Below are 20,129 nucleotides of genomic sequence, written 5' to 3' on the forward strand. Positions count from 1 at the left end.
GGCGTCAATCCCCACGCATGGCTGACAGCCACGCTCACCGCCATCGTCAAAGGCCACAGACAGAGCAAGATCCAAGACCTGCTCCCGTGGAATTACGCAGTCACCGTGTGATCGGGACACCGCTTACATCTAGGTGGTGGCGCGTTCGTTTCGACGATCCCCGTTCCGGTGAAGGCGGAGTCCCCGACGGTTGGTGGAGCCGCGGCACCTGCGGTCCCGTCCGCCGCACTGGGGATGCAGAGCGGCCTGAAAGAACTGGTGGCGGGAGGTGCGGAGGCACAGCGATGGGTGAAGAGGATAAGGCGAGAAACACTTGCGCGAATGTCCGGAACGCGGCCTCGCAGCAAGGGCAGAGGTCGGTCGATCGTGATGGGCTGCCGCTCGCTGCCGGCATGGCTGGACGGACAGCAGGCCAGTGTGGCACCGCGGCTAGATTCGTAACCCATTAAGGACAATCAAGGATTGGATGGCAACGGTATCAGTTCTTGCGCGCCGCAATCAGAAGCATCATCGGGCGCTCCAGCTCTTCGGCAAGCGAAGGTATGGCCCCGATTTGCTCTGGGGTGGGTGCGAACTCTCCGATTTTTCGCAGCGTAAAGCCCGCGCTGATCAGCGTATTGAGTGTCGTAGCCAGCGTCCGATGCTGCTTTAGCACCCCTTTGGCGAACCAGTCGGTGCGGCGCTCGCCCTCGGATGAGTAGCCGTTCACCGGCCAGGTCTTGCGCCCATCTTCGTCCCGCAGCCAGTGTGGGTGTGCGGCAGCCATGAAGATCGGATGTTCGATGGTGAAGACCAGATCACCACAGGACGTCAGCGCGTTATGGATCATAGAAACCAACCGCCCGAAATCCTCAATATAGTGGAATGTCAGCGCACTGTAGACAAGATCAAACGCGGCACGCGGCAGTTCCAGGGTCTCCAGATCGGCGATGTGGTAGTCGATTGACGTATCCGCGGTGTCCGCCCGCGCACGCTCGATCATGTTCCGCGACAGATCCAGCCCAAGGACTGAGGCAGCGCCCTGCTCGCGGAACCATCGCGAGGCCCAGCCGAAGCCGCAGCCAAGATCGGCCACGCGCCGGTCTTTAACATCCGGCAGCAGGGCACGAATGGCGGGCCATTCCGGGGCGCCGTTCAGTCCGTGCACCTGACGAGGCAGCTGGCTGTAGCCAGCAAAAAAATCGGGATTGTCGTAGATATTCTGTGCCATCTTCATCTCCGGAAGAAAAAGCGGGAAGACGAGGCTGGTTTGCCAAAGAACCTCGTCGCAGGGGCGAGGCAAAGGCTGGCAATCTTTGTGGTCAGGCCACTTGGTCGTCATCCCGTGATCCCGCCAACGGGATACCGGTCGACCGGGCGAAAATGTGGATATCCTTCTCGGCCATACAGCCTCTATCAGCCTTCAAGTCGCGGATGTCAAATTCAGCGTCGCTTTGAATGACCACCTCGGGCGATTGCTGCAAAGCAGCATTTGTTGGTATCGACCAGCGGGTATGGGCCGTGGATCGAGCAGCTCAAGCGATCAGTGCCGGATAGGCGAGAGGGCTGGGCGCCATTGTTTCGAGGCCCAAAGCTAACACCCTATAATTCCGAGTTGTTCAGATGATAGAGCTTTGTATTCTTGAATTGACTTCCGAGCCCGTAGGCCTGCGAGAGGGCTTGGGCCCTATCTGCCGGAAATTCCAGGAAAGCCGCCTCGTTGATCTAAAGGGTTGATCGGTCTCTGCGGCCCGCATCGCATGCCTTTTGGCTAGAGAAGGTATTCTTCCTATCACCGATGACGTGCGTAACTGATCAAATGAAAATACAATGGTATGGACCGCTCCGGTGGGTACGCCCATCCGCGCGAACAGTTGTGCATCCAGATGAGCCAGATCTACCCGTACTGTGCGACCAGCAGATCGAACCTCCGGTGAATAGTTTTCGTGCCGTCTAGCTCGCGAACTGCGCAGTTGTCCGCCGTGTCGCTTGGGCGGTCCGCGCGCCCATTACTGATACGACTGGGACGGACAACCAACTTATGCTCGACGATGCCGTTGTCCTCTTCACTCGTGGCGCTCTGATAGCTACAGGCTTGCAGAAAGTCGAAGATCTGCTGGTAGGCGATCTCGTTGAGACGCTAGGCCCGCAGCCTATCCGATGGATCGGATCGCGCAAATTCGAAGGAGTAGCTCTTCCCCTACGCCGTGAACATCGACCAATCGAAATTCCCGCAGGTGCCCTGGGCAAAAGGGTATCCGGAACAGGATCTGCTCGTCTCCGCCCAGCACCGCGCGCTGTCCTCACCGATTGCTCGACGAATGTTGGCCAGGAGGAGGTGATGGTACCGGCAAAGCACCTGATCGGATATGCTGGCATCGCCGTCGAGGCAGTGCCTGAAATCGAATATTTCCACTTCGTCCTGGATCAGCACGTTTGGGCAAACGGGGCACTGAAGTCATGTTGGCAGGACCGATGGCATTAAGGGCGTACAGGGCTACGAAGTGCCATGAGATTGCACTGATTTTCCCAGAAACCGAGATACCGAACCTCACTCTGACGTGGGCTTGGCTGATATTCTAGCGGCACGAGAATGGAGAGGCTCTGCGACGCCACGAGAAGAGCCGCAAGAGCCTCTACGATGGGATCAGCAGATAGGTCATCGATGGGCACCGGTTGTGCGGGGCATCATTTCATTTGCAATCGGTCAAGGGTGGCATTCGGCTTTGACAGCCGGGCATCCTGCCTGTGCTGGAAAGCACACGCCGCCAGCGGAAATGAACTGGCGGCACTGCTGTCCCTACGACCCTGCGTTTTCTTCCCCCAAGTTCAAAAAGAAGCGCACCATCTCGGCGCTCGCATTGGGGCCTTTTGGATCGGTGTAGGAACCGGCCGGTTCCCCACCGGACCAGGCATGCCCAAGACCCTCGACCTGCCAATACTCCAGCAGCATAGCGCCATCGCTGGTTGTTGTGATTTCCCTGACAAAGCTGCGGCCATTTGTCTGGTCCGAAATCCTGTCCAGAAACGTCTGCTCGGGTCCAGCGGCGATGATGTCGGCTGCGATCCGATCCGCATTTGAGCCGTGGACGGTGTGATCCGCGCTGCCCTGAAAGATGATGGTGGGCGTCGGGCATCGATCACCCCCGCGAGCGGCGTTGCCCACACTACCTGCCATGGCTGCAAAGGCAGAAGGGACATCCCTTGCGATCCCCAACGGCAGTCCCGAATGCGAACCCACGGCGGCGAAGACATCGGCATATGTTTCACCAAGGATCACCGCCATTGCTGCCCCCGCCGACAATCCGGCAACGAAGGTCCGCGACGGTGGAATGTCGTGGCTTCGTGCAATCTCGGTGGCCAGACCGGCAAGGATCGCCGGCTCGCCCTTGCCGCGACGCTGGTCACCGGGGCTGAACCAGTTCCAGCAGGATTGGGCGTTGTCGCCACGCGATTGCTGCGGATAGACGACAATCAGCCGATGCTGCTCAGCCAGCGTGTTCATCCCAGTTCCCACTGCAAAATCAGCATGTGTCTGGGTGCATCCATGCAGCATCATGATCAACCCGGTCGCACCGTCCTTGGCGCTGGCCGGGATATAGATCAGATAGTCACGCCCACCTGCAGCGCAGGTAAAGGATCGGGCATCGAAGCGCGCGCCCGGTATCGGCCGTGCGGTTGGAGTGGTACTTGGTTTTTCCCGTAAGCGGGAGAACGCGGACAGCGGATCCTCCGCCGCAGTCCCGCTGCCCTCAGCGGCGAGACCATGCCGCGCGAGGGTGCGGCGCACGAGATCGTTGGCATTGCCGGGGCAGGCATCGGCAATCACCCGACGCAACGCGCCGAGGTCGAGTGGTTTCATGCTGCTGTTCCTTGGTTCAGGGTGGCTAATGGATACGGTCGGCAAGTGCTTTGCGGATGTCGTCACTGGCCTGGAGCGCGCCCAGCACGGTGATCGAGCCAATGGTTGCGGAGGCGAGTTCGGGCGTCACATCGGCTGCAATCCGTGCCAGGCCGACGACGCTGATATGCAACAATTCTCCCTTGTCTCGCAGCGCCTGAAGCTCGGCGCGACTGACATGGCGCAGCCCAAGATCCATGGTGTTGCGCGCGATCGAGCGGGTCACGATCTCGCCATGACTGTCGATCTGGTTGCGGATCGCGGTGCGGATGAAGTCGCTGCGGTTGGAATAGAACCCCTCCTGCACCAGAAGGTCGATCCGTCCCAGATCGACAAAACCCAGGTTCAGGGTGATCTTTTCGCTGTCTGCAGTCTTTGTGGGCGTCGTGGATGCCATGATTGCGCATATCCTTCCATATGGATGGTATATGGATGGTATTTTGGTGAAATCAAGGAGAAATCGTTGCATCGTCCGGGCAACAGTCTCGCCACCGGGTTTCGCAGATCCGAAATCGAAGAAAACGGGTATCTATCCTCGCGCAAAGGTCTAGTCTGTCAAATCCGTCGACTTTCGGCGGCAGCTGGAGGAGCAGGCCAATGGCCAAGGGCATGGACAAGCGAAAACGCGACGAGAAGAAGCCCAAGGCGGTGAAACCCAAGGTGATCGCCGCCGCACCAAGCACCAAGGACAAGGTCGCCAATGCCGTTGCAGTAAAAAACAGATGACGGCATCCAACGAGCCTCCGGCAGAGAAGCCCGCAGCCCTCGTGGACAGCGAGACGCAGATCGTACGGGCAATTCTCACGAATTGCTCGGCGCTTGGCGTGGCGCCGGATGAGGCAAGGCGGATGGCCGCAAGGTCGATCATGAATCTGCGTCGGACAACAGGAACGGCATAGCGGGCTTTTCCGGGCACATCAGTTGGCCCCCCTGGCGGGCAAATAACTGACATGGCCAAGCTCCCGCGCCAGACCGGCGACAATGAGATCCGGCTGTGGATCAAGCTGACCCCGCCCGACAGGCTGCTGCCGGGCCGGATCGAGCACTATGTGGCATTGAAATATGACTGTGACGGTCGCACGGTCTACAACCGCGACCTATGTCGCGGCTTATTCACCATTGCCCTTGCGCTGACCGAGTTCGCGGGAGAGGCGTTCCAATTCTGCGATGGCGACGTCATATTTGCCAGCCGCCTTCGGATACAGATCGCACTGCTGGCGATAGAAGCCCAAGCCACTGGGCAGCTCTTCGAGTGGATTGGTGCCTGGCCATTAGGTTCCGGTCAGTGTGAATTCGGCTTCATCATATGTAGCCTTCATGGCGACCTTGTGCCCTCGGTCGCACCACTGCCAATCCCGATTACCTCCCTGCAGGCTTCGCGATCTTAAGGACAACGAAAGGGCCGAGTGAGCGTCACCGCTCATCCGGCCCTTGTCAAATTCTCTTCAAATTTAGACAGTTAACATTTAACTCGTTATCGGGGACCCTGTGCCGGCAGGACCCAATCCCTTTATGTAGGAGTTCACTCGAGAGCGGAAGTTGACTGATTAGTCAATGACCTGTCGAAACAGCCAACTTAATCCGGCCTTCAAAGTGGTCAAAGTTTGGCTTTCTTCGCTACCATTGTGCCGAGGTCTCTGAGTTACTCCTTGATCCATGGACAGTTTCTGGGGTGATTTAAGCTACTGCCTGCGCCTGCCGGTCGGTTTCGATGCTGTTCCAATAGCCCACGGCGGGCGGCTGCCCGCCATGGGCGGCGTGGGGCCGCTGGTGCTTGTAGAGTGAAGCTGCGAACGCCATCGGTCGGAGATAGTGGCCGAACAATCAAGCCGCTGATGGCACACATGGCCGGAGATCCGATCTCGCAGACGTGCAGATAGATGCTAATATTTCAGGGACCGCTACAGCCGCTCGATTTAGACGTTGTCGATTCAGCGCCGCTTGCCATCCCTCGACATCCGCGTGCCGACCCGCTTCAGCCGATCAGTCCAGGCGAAGGACGTGAACTGCGAACCTTGGTCGGTGTTCATGATCTTGGGCGCGGCATAGCGGTGGATGGCCCCGTTCAACGCCTCGACGCGAGACAGTCGGCCTCCAGCCTGTTCGATATGCGCCAGGCCAGCACCTTGGGGGGTGAACCAGTCCATGATGACAACCAGATATAGAAATAAGCCATCGCGGCGCCATCGGTTCGAGCCCGGCGAATGCGCCGCATCGGCAGATAACCTTGTCCCAGAGAACCATGCTGTGGGGGGCAGGCATGAGGGGGCGCCAGCAATCAATAATCGGAGCGGTGACGAGGTCTCTTTCCGACGGACCGGCTTCGGCCGCGGCAATGGCGGCAAGCAGGCGATCGAACCGGTTATGCAGATAGGGATCGAGTTTCATCGTGGCATATCTTCTTTTCTAAAAAGGGATCAGTGCAGCAGCGGCGCATTCTCGAGATCGGCCGCATGCTGCAGCATGCGGGTCGCAGTGCGTAGATTAGGGTGGTGGTTGTGCATCGAGGGCTGTGCCAGCACCTCGGCGATCGCCTCGATTGCCGGTTCGGAGAGCCTGCGACGCACGCCTTCGCGCCGAACGAAACCGGCCAGTTCGGCCTGCGACAGGTTGCGTAACTTCACTGGTGGGCAGCGGCTCAACAGTGGCGCGGGCAGCAGGCGGTAATCGTTGCTGGTCAGCACCCAGATCACCCAGCTCATCTCGAACCGCACTTGATAATAGGGGCAACTCCAACGTCGGGCGGTGAGCGGCTCAAGCAGTGGCAGCAAGCCCTCGGCCAAGCCGTAGGCCATGCCCTTGTTCGACGTGACCGGGCCGGCCTTTTCGACCTCGTCCACCACCATCACCGAATTGGCCACACGGCTTTCCAGAATTGTGGCAATGAGGCGGCCGGGATGGGCGCTGCCCCAGCCCCGTTGCGAGCCGACCACGCCGAATGAAGAGTTCTCGCCCGTGGCCTCGATGACGCAGGTCGGAGCCGACAGGACCTCGCCAAGTCGCCGGGCGAAGTGGCTTTTGCCGATGCCCGGCGGGCCATCGAGCAACAAGGGTGGCACGCGCAGACCGGGCCAACCTTCGCGGACCGAGCGGCGCATCGCCTGCCAGACGATCTCGGTGGCGGGGGCCATCCAGGGCATTTCCGCGTGCAGGGCGGCCGCCAACTCGTCGGCGCGATGTTCGCTGGGGATCCGGATCAGTCGCGCGCCGTCGCGAAGCGCTTCTAGTCGATCGCGGTCGTCGCGTCGCAGGTGGCTCAGCCCAGAGGCGGCCTCGCGCAGTTCCAACAGGCGTCTGGCGCGGCGGCTGATCTTGCGCCGCTCGCGGTCACTCAGGGCAATGGGAAGGCAAGGCGTATGCTCATCATCCTCGTCGCTTTCCGGGATCGGGGCTGAGAGGTCCGTCACGCGCAACCTGCGCAGTCTAGTGACCAGGCGGTCCTCGATCGCGCGTTGGTTTTCATCAGGATCGAAGAACCGGGCTTCGATGAAGGGAATGCGGGTCATAAGGGTTCCTTGACCGATCGCCGCGACGGTGCATGGCCAAGCGGACGGACCGTCGGCGGCGTGTTGAAATCAGAAGCCCGGGTTGGCGAAGGGGATGAAGTGGAGCGGCGCAGAGGTCAATAGGACCGCAAAAATGGCAACGAGCGGCGCCGCTACGCCGCTCGTGTTCTGGCAGAAGTCGCCAGTTCCTTGAATTTATTTCGAAAAGATTGGAACGCGCTTTCCAATGGCGGTTTATGGTTGCCAAAAAGGAAGCAAACCCGGCCGAAAGGCAGTTTTATAGTGGCCGGAACAAATCTGTGGAAACACACGTAAAACTGCCGTTAGGTCCAGCAATTCGTGGGGGGCAATGTGAGCTTTGGCGGAAAAGGTTGCCATTAAACACGCATAAAGCTGCCATCGAAACATCAAGAAAAAAGGCCGCCAGAGGCAGCCATCGGTGAAGTTCAGGGGATCGTCAGCGGATCAGGATGCCCGCAGGCGAATCTCTTCGATATCGAACCGCAAAGCGTTGAAGCCGGATTCGCCTCTGGCGCGTCCGATCTTCCTGATGCCACTCTGCAGGATCATCTGCAGCAGCTGCCGCATCGGGGTGCTCGCGCGCTTTGTGCATTGCGTGAGATTTACCCAGTCGGGCGGCAGGTCGGTCATTTCCGGGGCCAGAGCATGGATGCGGTCCATCAACTGCTCGATTTCGCGCGCATCGAAGCCGCACTTGTCACGTGTATTCTCTCCAACGGACCGGTGGAGCGGGGTAAGCAGCCCAAGATCAATCAGACAGGTGACGATCGGCCGTGTCGCATTCAGCAGGGTCGGCAATTTGACAAACGGGACGGCGTGGCTCAGTGCGGCGGCTGCTTCGCGCCCCTTTTCGGCATCGACCAGCAGGATGGAATAGGGCTTGTCCGCATCTGACGCCGCGATCAGGTCACGTTCAATCAGGACTTTGCACAGGGTCTGACGGTGCAACCCGGTCTCGAGTGCGAGGGACTGCACCGAGTATTTGGAACGTCGTTCCACAGGTTCGCCAAGTAAGTTGCGCCCAATGCAGACATCCATGTTTTGCAGAATATAATCCCGCAGCACCTGCTTGATCGGACCGTGATCGCTGCGATCACCGGGCTCCAGCAGCCAGCGATGGAGTTGGCCGAACACGGTGAAATAGTTCTGGCCACCCTGACCCCGCGCGAACGCGGATGCCTGCAGTTCCCGAAACGCGGCACTTAGGCCGCGCACACCTTGCGCTACCCACTCCCATCCCGCGCGCCCGGCTAGATCCCAGCCGTCGCGATCGACCGAGCCGAGGTTGACGGCGGTGCCGAAGGCCATGACCAAGCCCAGCATCTGTGTCGCCTTGACCGCTTGCTCAAGCGTCTGGCCATCGAGCCAATTCAGACCCCTATGGCCATCCAATCGGCCCAGCACATAAGACTGCAAGGGGGAGGCTTCGCGACGCGAGGTATCTGCCGCCAAAGCCAGAAGCTCGCCGCCACGTTCAGGAACGTGCAGGATCAATTTGTGCAGCATGTTTTCCCGGTGCTCACGCCCGCGATAGATCAGCGGCAGATGATGAACGGGGCAGGTGGTCACGACGCGAAGGCTCCAGATCAGGCGATCGCGGCGCAGGCTGCCGGGATTGGTGCCGCCTGCGTCATCCTCATGCAGGCAGAGCGGGCAGAACCGGGTTTCCTCGCGCGACAACATCGAAGCCGGAACGATCTCTCCACGGAGCCGGAAGCTCTCGCGTCCCTTCGAAGAGGCGGTGTTGCGCCAGACCGGCGCTGGATCCTGGCCCCCGATGTCGCAGAGCCGCTCGATGACCGCCTGCCGACCATGCAGCAGATCCGAAGGGCTGACACCCTGATCCGCCAAGAACGACCTGAGGCTGGACGAACCATGCAGCGAAGACATGCGCGCGGCCCAGGAGACCGGCGTCTCGTCACCCTGGAACGGAAAATGCGGGAAAAGCTTCGCCATCTTCAGCGCCTCCGCACATGGCGTTGAACGGCCGCCTGTTCGACGTCATGGTCCGGATCGATCTTTGCCCAGTCATCGGCGAGAAAGACATTCCAGCCCGGTGCGCAGCCTTCCAGCATGGCCCAGACCTGCGCAAAATGGTCGTTGGTCAGGCTATCGGCGCCACTGCCAAGGGCCGCCTCGATGGCATTGAGAATTGTCTCGATGCTACGGCCAAACCGATAGCGCGATCCGTGGAAGAGGCGCGCGACAAGGTCCGAGGACAGTTCCGGCTTCAGTTCGGCCAATTCGCAATAGGCCCCGATGAGATTTTCGAAATCTTCGCCGTCGGTCGCCGCCGCGACGGGACAGAGCGGCATCGTGGAAAAGCGACGCTGCACCTGCGCATCCGATCGGATGACTTCGCTCAGACGTTCGGTTCCGGAAAGAATGACGATGACGGCCTCATCCCCCTGCATCAGCGACTTGAGCGCCCGCAGGATCATGCCACTGTCCTTGCAGAACAGGTCATGGGCCTCGTCGATCCAGAGCACCGAAATACCAAGCATTTTCAGACGCGACCTGACCTGATCCCAGACGCTCCAGGCCTCCCTGCGTTCTGAGACGTTGGGATAGCCGCTGCGCCGCAGGATCTCGAACCCCATGCTCTTGAAGGTCGCGGGGCTGGGCACGCTTACCCCCAGCCAGGCCGGGATGCCCTGAGGTCCGGTCTGCAGGGCAGGGAGCCTGGAAAGGTGACGCGCGACCATCGTGGATTTGCCCCCGCCGGGCCCGTCGACCACGAGGATGCCACGCGTCTCGGAGGTGGCCGAGAACCTGACCGCCTCCGCAGTCAGATTTCCGGCGCTGTCGCGGCGCAAAAGGCGTTCGAGTTGGGCTGCGAATTGCGCATCCCGAGGGGCGCGAACATGCTTGGCGCGCAAAGCTTCCATGATGCGTGCGTTCTTGGCGTGATCGCTCATTCTCAATCCTCCAGCCCGAAATTGCTGTTGGCCATGGGCTTGCTCCGGGCCGCAGAGACGCGAGCGCGGTCAGTGCCGATATCGCCATGATCGGTCAAGATCGATCGTCCGATGCCGCCATCTTCCGGCTTAGGGCTCGCCGCCTTTACCGGGCCGACCTCGAACCCGATCATCAGTTTCTGCTCCTCCCGGCGCATGCGGTCATCGGACCAGTCATCGACAAGCAAGCCCATGGCCGCTTGCGCGTCCTGGGACCGCGCGCGAATGTCACACATGGCCGCCAGCATTACCTTTTTGTCATGGCGTTTCCGTTCCGGATCGGTGGCCCGAACCTCGCGAACCGCCGCCATCCATAGCTCTGCGCTGACCCCATGCAGCTCCTCCATGACGGCAGGAACGGTCATCCAGTCCCGGTCGATCCGGACCTCGATTTCACCGAGGTCATTGGGCAACCACCGGACCTCGATGTCGCGGTCGCGGCGACGCAGCATATGCTCTGCCAGAGCGGGGGAGTGATACTGTGCGCCGAGAACCCTGATACCGCTCTTATCCATCTTACGCTTGAGCTTTTCCCCAAAAATGCGACGGGTGGTGCGGGTGTCCGGCGGCGGCGTGACGCCGAACTGGGCCGTCAAGCGTTCCCAGCACTTTGCCGGCGTCTCTCCACCAAGCCCCTCATGTTCGGTATTGTGGTAGATATCGACAACCCACCGGACCAGCACGAACGCGAGGTCGTTCTCGGTCAGGCAGGCGCGCTTCGCCGGATCGCTGTCGCCTTTCTCGGCGATGCCGGAAAACGTGCGGGACGCGAGTTCAGGCAAGAGGTTGATCGAGATCGTCTTGAACAGACGCTCGATGCGCCCCCTCAGCTCTGGGAAGCCGGCAATGGTCCGCAAAGCCGAGATGCCAAGATCCGCACAGACGGTCTGGAACGCCTCCGACCTGAAGGCGGAACCGCAATCCGTGACGATCTCTTCAGGCAGACCATGCATGTGCCAAGCCCCGTGTGCCTTCACGACCGTGGATAGTGCACCCTTGTCCGACAGGATCATCTTGATCGCCTGAACCGCCGCAGTCGCCTTCGCGGTCGGGGTCATGACCATGGCAAGGATGCAACGCGTCGTCGCGCAGATCGCCACGGTGAGCTTCCAGCGCACGGTCTTGCCGGTCAGGCCCAGCTTTTTTCGTTCGTCCTCGGAAAACCACTTCAGCAGGTCTGCGTTGGCCAGCAGCGAGAGGATATCGACGTCCCATTCGTCGATCTCGACCCGCTGCAGCGGGCGGGTCAACATCATCCCCTTGCCCACCGGTGCGAACTTCTTGCGCGCTGCTGCCGCACCTTTGCGGTGAAACTCAACTTGGAACGGATCCAGACCATTGATGGCCCTGCGCACGGTCTCGCGGCTCGGCACCCGGAGGGCAGGCAAGCCCGCCAATTCACGCTCGGCGTTGGCTTTGACGAAGGCTTCCTGCATCCTCGCGAAAATCGTTACCATCGTGGGACGTTCGGGATGGAGATAGCCACGCACCTCGCCCATCATCAGAGCCACTGCCGTCAGGCACATGACCGACGTCCGGTTGCCGCGCTGATGCGCCCGATCAACCAGACCTGCAAGACCATCGTCCTCGTAGTCTTTCAGCCATTTGCGCAGTGATCTGGGGCTTGGGGCCTTCCGGAACTGGAAACCGGCGGAGGCATGGGACAGGTTCTGCCCCTTCAGGAAGTCAGCATGTTTCAACGCTCGAAGCGTGAGGCCGCCCAGATTGGCACCGATCGAGTCATCAGTGCGCTTGATCTTCTTCTCGAGTTCCAACTCGTGGTAGGCCTTGACCCAAATCTGACGCGCGAACAGAGCCTCCCGTTGCCTATCGGTCAGAAGCGAAATTTGCGTATTGGTCTCGTCCAGGCGGCGACGCGCGGATTTGGCCGTGAAGAAGTTACGTTCGGTCTGGATGCGTCTCGAGGCACCGAGTTGGCTCAATTCGACATGGGTGAACTGCTGGCAGATCCCAGCTTCGTCGGGGCGGGACATGACCCAGCCGACCTCGTTGCTGCTGACCGGACGCCAGGCCTGATTGTCGATCAGGATCCGATCATGGATGCCGAACGCATAGTGGTGGCGGGTGGTATCGAAATGGATGTTCATGCGGCGGCTCCTTTGGCGAAAACAATCGTGTCGTGGGTCAGGTGTTCGTGGCGCGTCGGCTGCAGCCGACCACTTCGGACCATCCGGATCAGGGCGCGATAGCCCCTGGCGCCAAGCTCGATGCGGGTGGTCAGATCCCCGAGGGAAGCGACGTCGGACATGGTGGCGATGACGGCGGTAGCCGCTTCATCCGCGTCGGCGTCCGGGACGCGCATGGCGTAGGTCAAGCGCGCATTCGAAAGCTCGACCGGGTCAAGATCGACATCGGTGAGCAGTCGGACATCATCGACGAACCCGGCTTCCTTCGCCTGCCTGGCAACGGTGGCAATTTCTCCCATGAATTTGGCGTTCAACCGGGCTTCGGGCTTGACGGTATAGGCGATGCGTCGGCCATCCGTCTGTTCGACGAAGAGGTCAAAAAAATGGGTCGACGGTTTCTTTTTCGAACTGTTCTGCCACTTGAATGCGACCTGTTCGCGCAGCACGGTCGTCATCGGATGCGCGTCGAGGCAAAGCGCCCAGTTCTGCTCCAGACGGCTTTCGAAGTAGAGGACACGTCCCGGACAAGGTCCGACAATAATATGTCCTGTGCAGCGGCCTTTCGAGGCGGTCGACGGGCGGCGATCGTTCACACTCGGTTCGTGCAGCAGCGCGAAGCCGTTTTTGTCTTCAAGCATTCTTTTTCTCGACAATAGGTTTCCGTCCTCGCCCCGGAATGGGCGAAGAGAATGGCGTTGCCGCGGCGCAAGGCATGCGAAGTCAGCCCGGAGAAGGCGGGTTTGCAGGCGTCGCTGCGCGTCGGCTCATGGATTGCGAGAGTTCAGACCTAATGCTTGAGTTCCCTGAGGGGGAATGCTAAGCAAAAACCATACGACTGGCGGATTTCGGTCTGCCTCTGAAGACGCTCGATCTGTTGACGCAGGTCGGGCGTTTTTGTTTTTAGCTCTTCAAGATGATTTCTCCTTCACCGTTTTCGTGGGGGGCAGTGAATATGTCACCGCGCCAGAAATTGAAAGAAGTCTTTTTAAATCATTACCTTGCTGCGAGAATTCAAACTGGCTTCAGTTCCTCGTCCGCATGCCTATTGGCGACATGCACGGATCTGGTTCACCCAAAAGGAAAAACCAGCAATGACCGCGCAGCCGTCCGCGACGCACCTGTCTGACGACAAGATGCGAAAAGACGGGTTAGCGGGTTATGAGCGAGTTGAAGAAAGCGGGTTTCGCGCGGGATTTCGTCGCAAAACCTTTGGTGATGATCGACTCAGGGGCCATCTGCGCCGTGCCGATTCGGCCGGGGAGGGCTGTTGCGTCAATGCGATCATGCCCTGCTGCGAGCGGTCTGTAGATCGAATTGGGGCGCGAGTTCATAACCATACGAGAAGTATATGGAAAATCGCAAAATGCTGACAAGCCTCAAAATAGCGTGGAGAGAAGATTTTCATCTTCCGGATGTGCGGGAGTTGACGTCAGAGACTACGCGGTGATCGTGGACGAACCGCGGCGGGGTCGCATTCTCTGCCCAGCAACGCGTAGTCCTCTCTCCAATCGAACTGGAAGGCTTCACCAGCACGGATGGCCGGCGGCACCAAGGTGCAGCCCCGTGGTCTGCTGCTAGCGTTGCGGGTCGGCCCGCCAATCCCGGGCAAAGGCAGCAACGCTAATCTAAAAACCGGTGTAGGGGAGCACTGTAGAAATATAAGGTCTTATCATACACCCTGAAATGGTGGCACACTCGTCCCGCTAATACTGGAGGACATGACAATGCAGCAGATGTGGGGTTGGACGTCTCGCAGAAATGATCGCTGTTCGACTGGCTGCGCCGGCGGGGCGACACTTCGCTGATGAACCTCGACTATGGCGGTCTGCGCCCCGATGCACTGCTGGCCGCCGCTATCGCGGGCTTGTTGACAGCCGATGGCAGCAAGGAAACCTGCCGCCATCGACCCTCATGCAGCCCGGTCGAGCTGCGAACGAGTAGGTCTCGAGCGAACTCATGCGCAAGCAGGGACACGATGCTCTCCGGTGTCATCGACCCGCGCGGACTTGCGCTCGATCCCCTCATGCGAAGCGGTGACCAACTGACTGTAAAACCATAACAATCTGAGATGGTGATCTGCTAAACCCACCTGCTCGACGTCTCTATGAATGCTAATATGTCCAATTAGATAGGCCTTAGCGGGATGTGCGCCGGGCGGTGCTCGCGTTATAAGGGAATATTGCCCCTAAACTGTTTGGTTTGCGATGCTCGAGCGCCTGAAGTCGATGTTCCGTTCCGACGACCTTATCAACTCCCTTTCCGTCTTTCCCGAGATCGATGAGGCCAAGATCTCGCGTGAGTTGAAGCTCGAGGCGGAGGGGAAGGATCGTGGGAAGCGCAACCAGCCGCCAGCCAGCGCGACGAATCCCGATCATATCGAGGAAGCCATCCGCGACCGCATCGGAAACTCGCGCCGTCAGGGGTTGGAGAATTTCGAGAGGAACCAAAAAACCTATAACGAGCGGCTTTCACGCGCCAATGAGTTCCGCAAGGAGGTCGATATCGTCGCGGGCACGGCCCAGGGCGATTTCGCGACGGCGGTCCATGGTTGGAAGGCTGCCATGACCCGCTCGATCGAGCGGCTTAACGAGACTTATGCCCATCGCAAGTCCTTCCGCGCAAAACACAAGCTCGACCGGCCGGCGAAGCAATTCGAGGGATGGACGCGTTTTATCGCGCTGATCATCATCTTTGTTGTCATCGAAGGCGGAATGAATGCCGTGATGTTCTCCCGCGGCAACGAGCAGGGCCTCCTCGGCGGGCTGCTGACCGCGGTCATCTTCTCCGTCCTCAATGTCGGCTTCAGCACGCTGCTCGGCACGTTCGCCTGCAATATCCACCATACCCATCCGGTGCGGAAGATGCTCGGCACGGCGTCAATCCTCGCCTGGATTGCCTTCGCGGCCGCCTTCAACTTCATGATCGCCCATTTCAGGGACCTGATCGATCAAGGCATCGCGTGGATGGATGCGGTAAAAGGGGCGGTTCCCGCTTTCTTGGCGAGTCCTCTCGGCCTTTCCAGCATGGACAGCTGGATTCTGGTCGGCATTGGTCTCCTCATCTCCATTCTGGCCTTCATGAAAGGCATGCATGCGCGCGATCCCTTCCCCGGCTATGCCCATGTCGAGATGGAACTCGACCAAGCCCGCGCCGAGCATGAGCGTGACCTGAGCCGCGCGATTGGCGAACTGACCGAAAAGCGCGACCTCGCCATTGATGAGCTCCGCGATGCGGACCGCCAAGTCAGGGAGGGAATTTCCGAGGCGATCGATGCCCTGTTCGGCCAGACCGCACTCAATTCCCACCTTCAGGCTTTCCTCGATCAATGCGATTCCAAGCTCGCCCATCTCCTCGCTATCTACCGCGATGCGAACCGATCCTCGCGAAGCGAGGCCGAACCGCCCTCATTCGCGCTTCCAAATACATTCACCCCTTTCGTGCCGACCAAGGTCGAGGATGGGCGCAAGCGCACGGCCGAGGCCGAGGCTGACCGGGTGAGCGAAACCGTCGACGCCGCCATCAAGGGGATCTTCGAGACCTACAATGCCGCGATACGCGAGTTCCGGCTTCCCGAGGATATCCAGCGGGGCGACCACCTGAGGCAGGTAGCGTGATGTCGCGGCGAAGAACGAGATATCGCGCTGTGCCGCGCAGCCGCAGGGGCGGCGGCGCGGGGAGCGGGAAAACCATCCTGCTGGTGGCGCTTGCTGCTGTCATGGTCGTCGGTGTCGGCGGGCTCTTCTGGTGGTCAAACCGAACAGCACGTGCTTCGGCGCTCGATCCGGAGACGCTCTGCCCGGAAGCGGGACCGGCTGGGATGACAGCCATCCTCATGGACCTGACGGATCCGCTTTCGCATGCGCAAGCCTCGCAATTGCTTGCCTGGCTCGAAAAGGAGGTGGACGACGCACCGCGCGGCACCCAGTTCACCATGGGAGTAGTTAGTGAGGATTTGGCCAACTTCCACGCCACGCCCGCGCTCTGCAAGCCTCAGGACAAGGCCAGTGCCAGTTCGCTCACCCAGAACCCCGAGCTGATCGGACGGCGCTACGACGAACTCTTCCTTAAACCCCTCGAGGCCAATATTCGGGAGCTCACGACGGCGACGGCCGCAAAGCACTCTCCCATCATGGAAAGCCTCCAGTCGCTCGTTGCCGACACACCGGGCTTTGTTACCTTCGAGGGGCCGCGCCGAATCGTGCTTGTCTCCGACCTGCTGCAGAATAGCGAGGCGTTGAGTTTCTACCGCGGTGGGAATTGGGACAGTTTCCGGAAGTCTCCAGGTTATCAGCGCTTGGGATCGACCCTGACCGAGGCCGAGGTCGCGATCTATCAGGTGCCTCGCCCCCTTGAGGGGGTTCGCGACCCAGTGGTGCTCGAGGATTTCTGGCTCAGGTATTTCGAACGGCAGGGCTCGCATAAGCCCGCCTACAAGCGGCTGGGAGATCTCTGATGGCACGGCGCAGGAGTGATCGAATCTACGGCGCGAGCGGGCATCCCATGTTGGAAGCCCTGCCTCTCATGCTGGCTTTCCTCGTAGGCACCATCGGCGGCATCGCCCTGAAGCTCGGCGGTGCGCATCCGCTGGTCTCGGCAGGATTTGCCGCCGCGGTGCTCTTCGCCTATGCGATCGTCACTTGGGTCGCGACGCCACTACGAATGGACTCCGAGACGATCGGCGACAACGCCTATTACCTGGGCTTCCTCTTTACCCTGACATCTCTCGCGGTGACGCTCTACTTCGTCATCGAGGCCGGCTCGGAGACGGCGCGACTCATTCCGGAGATCATCTCCGGCTTCGGTGTCGCTCTCTCCTCGACCATCGTCGGCGTCTTCCTCCGCGTTCTGATGCTTCAGCTGAAGGTCGATGTGGAGGCGAGGGAGCGCAGGGTCAGGTTAGAGCTGGATGAATCCGCGCGCCGCTTCCGCAGCGAGCTCGGGATCAGCTTGGACAAGGTGAAGAGCTTCTCGACCGAGAGCCTGCAGCAGGCGAGTGAGCGTGAGGCCCGCATGCGCACGGCTTCCGAGGCCATGATGGTCGAGATGCAGGCCGAACTGCTGAAATCGGCGACCGAGTTTGGCCCGGCCTTGCGAGAGAGTATCAAGGCCCAGACGGAGGCGGCATTCTCGGAGATCACCAAGGCCGTGGCCGAGGTCAGCGCCAAGGCAGCCGAGGAAATCCGCTCGGTCATGCGGCAGATGTCCGGGATCACCGGGGAAATCGCGGAAGCGGGTCGCAACACGGCTGCGGATGTGACGGAAGGTTTCGAGCGGCTCAAATTTGCCTCCGAGACGCTGGCGGAGAGCTCCGAGCTCACGGTGACGAGGCTCATGGCGGCCGAGCGCAAGGCGCGCGAGCTTTCCGAGGCTTTAGCCGGGCAGCTGATGGGGGGCTCGGATGGTCTCGCCACGGCCATCTCCGACGCCCGGAAAATGGTCGAAGTCAGCGCGGTCACCTTTGGAGAGGCTGCAGGCGGCGCCGGCGCTACTATACAGGATGCGGCCCGCCGCTTCGAGGAAGGGCTGACCGGTTCGACTGCGACCCTCAAGGTCGCCAGCGAAAAGGTTGGTGCCGGGATCGAGGAGGCTTGCGCGCGGCTCGAACGCGCCGTCGCGAATTCCGCCGCGGCTGCGGAAGATGTAGCCATGGGAACGCCCGCACCTGGCTGAGTGCCGCACCTGGTTGTTTACGAGTAGGATTTGAAAATGGCGCTGAGACAGAACGATGCGATGGGGTCGAGCCGCGATTACAAGCGGGGCGCTATCATGGGGCTGACCGTCGCCGAGGCCTTCATCCTGCTCACTTTCGTCCTTCTCCTCCTCTTCACCTGGTGGCAGGCGGATGCCGAGAAAAAGAGCCTCGAGGCGGCCAGGATTCTCGGTGACATGAGCGATGCCCAAAAAAAGGAGGTGATCGCCGGACTTGCCGACGGCACCTATGAGATGGCGAAGGAGCTGCGCGAGGCCGGGCTAAAGCCGGGTGACAGTGCCGCCATTGCCGATACCGCGAATTACAGCCGCTTCATGCGTGAGGAGGACCTGCAACGGCTGCTGAAGGGTGCAGTCGAGCTCTCGCCCGACACCAAACTTACCCTTGCGGATGCCGTCGAGATCACACCGGATATGCGGCTTCGCGCCGCGCTGCAGGAAGCGATGAGCCCGGAAGACGGGCTTGCCCAGGTCAACAAACGCCTGGCGGCGGCTGCTGCGGAGCAGGAACGCGTGGTGGGCATGCTCGATGCCGAGCTTGGCGAGAAAATCCGCGCCGCCGGCGGCGCGATTGCGGCGGATGGCACGATCACGCTGCCACAGAACATCCTCTTCGATGTCGGCAGCTCCCAGATACGCAATCCGACGTTCCTACGTGAGTTCTGCACGCCCTGGATCCGCACCCTTCAGGGCTCGGGCATGGATATTTCCGATCTGAAGATCGAGGGGCACGCCTCGTCGGAAGGCATGGGCAAGCAGACACCCGAGCAAGCCTACCTCTATAATCTCGGTTTGTCGCAGGAGCGCGCCCAGAATGCGCTCAAAACTTGTCTGGGCGGCCTGAAGGATCCAGCGATCCTCGCTTGGGCACGCGATCACCTCTCCTCGACGGGCTACTCCTCGGCACGTCTTGTGCGCAACGCCGAGGGAAGTGAGGACAAGGACGCCTCGCGTCGGGTCATGTTCTCGATGGAGATGAACCGGGAGCAGCTGATCGAGGATATCCGCGAGGACCTCGGGGCGACCGGCGCGGGAGGCGCACGGCTGCTTGGCAATGAGAAGCCCGCCTTGCGCGTTGAGGCTGCAGCGGAGAGTGCAGTCGTCGGCGAGGCCATCCACCCGCCGCGCCGTGCGGCGCCTATACTCTCGTCGGTTGTGCCCGGGCATGATGGACACGCGGCCCGGGTCATCGATGGCGACACGCTCGCGATCGGTGACCAGCGCTGGCGCATCCTCGGCATCGATGCCCCGGAAATAAAGCAGTCCTGCCGCAAGGCTGATGGCTCCGGTTTTGCCTGCGGCGCGGCAGCGCGCGATGCTCTTGTCGATCTGATAGGGAACAGCGGCGTCACTTGCGATCAGACCGACACTGACCGCTATGGCCGCGCGGTCGGGATTTGCCGCGCTGGAGGACGTGATCTTGGGTTGCAGCTTGTCGCTATGGGTATGGCCGTTCCCTATCTGCAATATTCCGATTCCTACCGAGTTCAAGGCGAGGCGGCCCGAGCTGCAAAGCTCGGACTCTGGTCGGGAGATTTCGAGATGCCTCACGAGTTCAGGAAACTGAACTAGCGTCAGGGCGTATAGATGACGATACGCCGCCTAGTATCTCCAGTTCACGAGCCCGCCGAGTTCGAACGGCGGCAAATGATGAAATGTGAAGGCGTCTGAGAAACTCGGGGCGGTTCAACCCACCTTCTGCTCGAGCGCGGCGATGCGGGTTTCATACTCGGCGAAAACGCTGGACTCGGCCTCCTCATCGTTCAACTCACCCCAATCAAACGTAAGCGTTCGCAGGTCATCACGGTCGTCTTAGCTTGACGGCTTGAAGCTCCATGGCAGCAGGTCGTCGAGGCGGCTTTGCGGATGACCGTTGGCGATGGCGGTGAGCGTGGCCTTAAGGTAGGCG

The 20,129-nt window shown here is 60.5% G+C and carries 19 protein-coding genes and 1 pseudogene; 9 read left to right on the plus strand and 11 right to left on the minus strand.

Annotation, left to right across the window (positions count from 1 at the left end):
* Nucleotides 1–111 (plus strand): transposase domain-containing protein (locus tag IB235_RS23075; protein WP_192336841.1); only part of this gene is annotated, 111 nt, incomplete at its 5' end.
* Between the two features lie 367 nt (nt 112–478).
* Here IB235_RS23075 and IB235_RS23080 read toward each other — a convergent pair.
* Nucleotides 479–1,321: a bifunctional 2-polyprenyl-6-hydroxyphenol methylase/3-demethylubiquinol 3-O-methyltransferase UbiG gene (locus IB235_RS23080; protein ID WP_225612573.1), complete on the minus strand. Its 843-nt coding sequence runs from the start codon at nt 1,319–1,321 to the stop codon at nt 479–481.
* A gap of 699 nt (nt 1,322–2,020) precedes the next feature.
* On the opposite strand from IB235_RS23080, the gene IB235_RS25980 reads away from it, so the two are divergent.
* A complete protein-coding gene (locus tag IB235_RS25980) occupies nt 2,021–2,464 on the plus strand; it encodes a Hint domain-containing protein (RefSeq protein WP_192338723.1) in 444 nt (147 codons plus the stop codon).
* A gap of 315 nt (nt 2,465–2,779) precedes the next feature.
* On the opposite strand, the gene IB235_RS23090 is transcribed toward IB235_RS25980, so the two are convergent.
* Complete coding sequence (locus IB235_RS23090; protein ID WP_192338724.1) at nt 2,780–3,841, minus strand: PHB depolymerase family esterase; 1,062 nt, start codon at nt 3,839–3,841, stop codon at nt 2,780–2,782.
* Nucleotides 3,842–3,866: 25 nt separating this feature from the next.
* Entirely contained in the window at nt 3,867–4,277 is a 411-nt protein-coding gene (locus IB235_RS23095; RefSeq protein ID WP_192338725.1) for a CopG family transcriptional regulator, read from the minus strand.
* Nucleotides 4,278–4,477: 200 nt separating this feature from the next.
* Here IB235_RS23095 and IB235_RS25655 point away from each other — a divergent pair, with 200 nt between their 5' ends.
* Together IB235_RS25655 and IB235_RS23100 are read left to right on the plus strand one after the other, a co-directional pair.
* Entirely contained in the window at nt 4,478–4,606 is a 129-nt protein-coding gene (locus IB235_RS25655) for a hypothetical protein (RefSeq protein ID WP_255524421.1), read from the plus strand.
* A gap of 224 nt (nt 4,607–4,830) precedes the next feature.
* Entirely contained in the window at nt 4,831–5,268 is a 438-nt protein-coding gene (locus IB235_RS23100; RefSeq protein WP_192338726.1) for a hypothetical protein, read from the plus strand.
* A 543-nt stretch (nt 5,269–5,811) separates the two neighbouring features.
* Here IB235_RS23100 and IB235_RS23105 read toward each other — a convergent pair.
* The 7 genes and pseudogenes from IB235_RS23105 to IB235_RS23130 all read right to left on the minus strand — a co-directional run bounded on the left by IB235_RS23105 (nt 5,812) and on the right by IB235_RS23130 (nt 13,149).
* Nucleotides 5,812–6,027, minus strand: coding sequence for a hypothetical protein (locus IB235_RS23105; RefSeq protein ID WP_192338727.1), 216 nt, complete (start codon nt 6,025–6,027; stop codon nt 5,812–5,814).
* A gap of 85 nt (nt 6,028–6,112) precedes the next feature.
* A pseudogene (locus tag IB235_RS25985) lies at nt 6,113–6,268 on the minus strand (DUF6634 family protein); the annotation flags it as partial.
* Between the two features lie 29 nt (nt 6,269–6,297).
* Nucleotides 6,298–7,386: an AAA family ATPase gene (locus IB235_RS23110; protein ID WP_192338728.1), complete on the minus strand. Its 1,089-nt coding sequence runs from the start codon at nt 7,384–7,386 to the stop codon at nt 6,298–6,300.
* Nucleotides 7,387–7,851: 465 nt separating this feature from the next.
* Entirely contained in the window at nt 7,852–9,363 is a 1,512-nt protein-coding gene (locus IB235_RS23115; protein WP_192338729.1) for a TniQ family protein, read from the minus strand.
* Nucleotides 9,364–9,365: 2 nt separating this feature from the next.
* Nucleotides 9,366–10,325 (minus strand): TniB family NTP-binding protein, encoded by a 960-nt coding sequence (locus IB235_RS23120; RefSeq protein WP_192338730.1) that lies wholly within the window; start codon nt 10,323–10,325, stop codon nt 9,366–9,368.
* Nucleotides 10,326–10,327: 2 nt separating this feature from the next.
* Entirely contained in the window at nt 10,328–12,472 is a 2,145-nt protein-coding gene (locus IB235_RS23125) for a DDE-type integrase/transposase/recombinase (protein WP_192338731.1), read from the minus strand.
* On the minus strand, nt 12,469–13,149 hold the full coding sequence (locus IB235_RS23130) for a hypothetical protein (protein WP_192338732.1): 681 nt from the start codon (nt 13,147–13,149) through the stop codon (nt 12,469–12,471). The genes IB235_RS23125 and IB235_RS23130 overlap by 4 nt, the downstream gene beginning before the upstream one ends.
* Before the next feature lie 175 nt (nt 13,150–13,324).
* On the opposite strand from IB235_RS23130, the gene IB235_RS23135 reads away from it, so the two are divergent.
* The 5 genes from IB235_RS23135 to IB235_RS23155 all read left to right on the plus strand — a co-directional run bounded on the left by IB235_RS23135 (nt 13,325) and on the right by IB235_RS23155 (nt 19,792).
* Nucleotides 13,325–13,606 (plus strand): hypothetical protein, encoded by a 282-nt coding sequence (locus IB235_RS23135; RefSeq protein ID WP_192338733.1) that lies wholly within the window; start codon nt 13,325–13,327, stop codon nt 13,604–13,606.
* 1,109 nt (nt 13,607–14,715) lie between these two features.
* Nucleotides 14,716–16,125, plus strand: a complete 1,410-nt coding sequence (locus IB235_RS23140; RefSeq protein ID WP_192338734.1) for a hypothetical protein — start codon at nt 14,716–14,718, stop codon at nt 16,123–16,125.
* Nucleotides 16,126–16,154: 29 nt separating this feature from the next.
* A complete protein-coding gene (locus IB235_RS23145) occupies nt 16,155–16,964 on the plus strand; it encodes a hypothetical protein (RefSeq protein WP_192338735.1) in 810 nt (269 codons plus the stop codon).
* Nucleotides 16,964–18,181, plus strand: coding sequence for a hypothetical protein (locus IB235_RS23150; RefSeq protein WP_192338736.1), 1,218 nt, complete (start codon nt 16,964–16,966; stop codon nt 18,179–18,181). Before IB235_RS23145 ends, IB235_RS23150 begins: the two co-directional genes overlap by 1 nt.
* A 36-nt stretch (nt 18,182–18,217) precedes the next feature.
* Nucleotides 18,218–19,792, plus strand: coding sequence for a thermonuclease family protein (locus tag IB235_RS23155; protein ID WP_192338737.1), 1,575 nt, complete (start codon nt 18,218–18,220; stop codon nt 19,790–19,792).
* A 240-nt stretch (nt 19,793–20,032) separates the two neighbouring features.
* Here the strand turns inward: IB235_RS23155 and IB235_RS25990 are convergent.
* Nucleotides 20,033–20,129: transposase domain-containing protein (locus IB235_RS25990; RefSeq protein WP_192337168.1), on the minus strand; the 97-nt coding region annotated here is incomplete at its 5' end.

The organism is Paracoccus sp. PAR01, from assembly GCF_014851995.1.
GTDB lineage: Bacteria > Pseudomonadota > Alphaproteobacteria > Rhodobacterales > Rhodobacteraceae > Paracoccus > Paracoccus litorisediminis.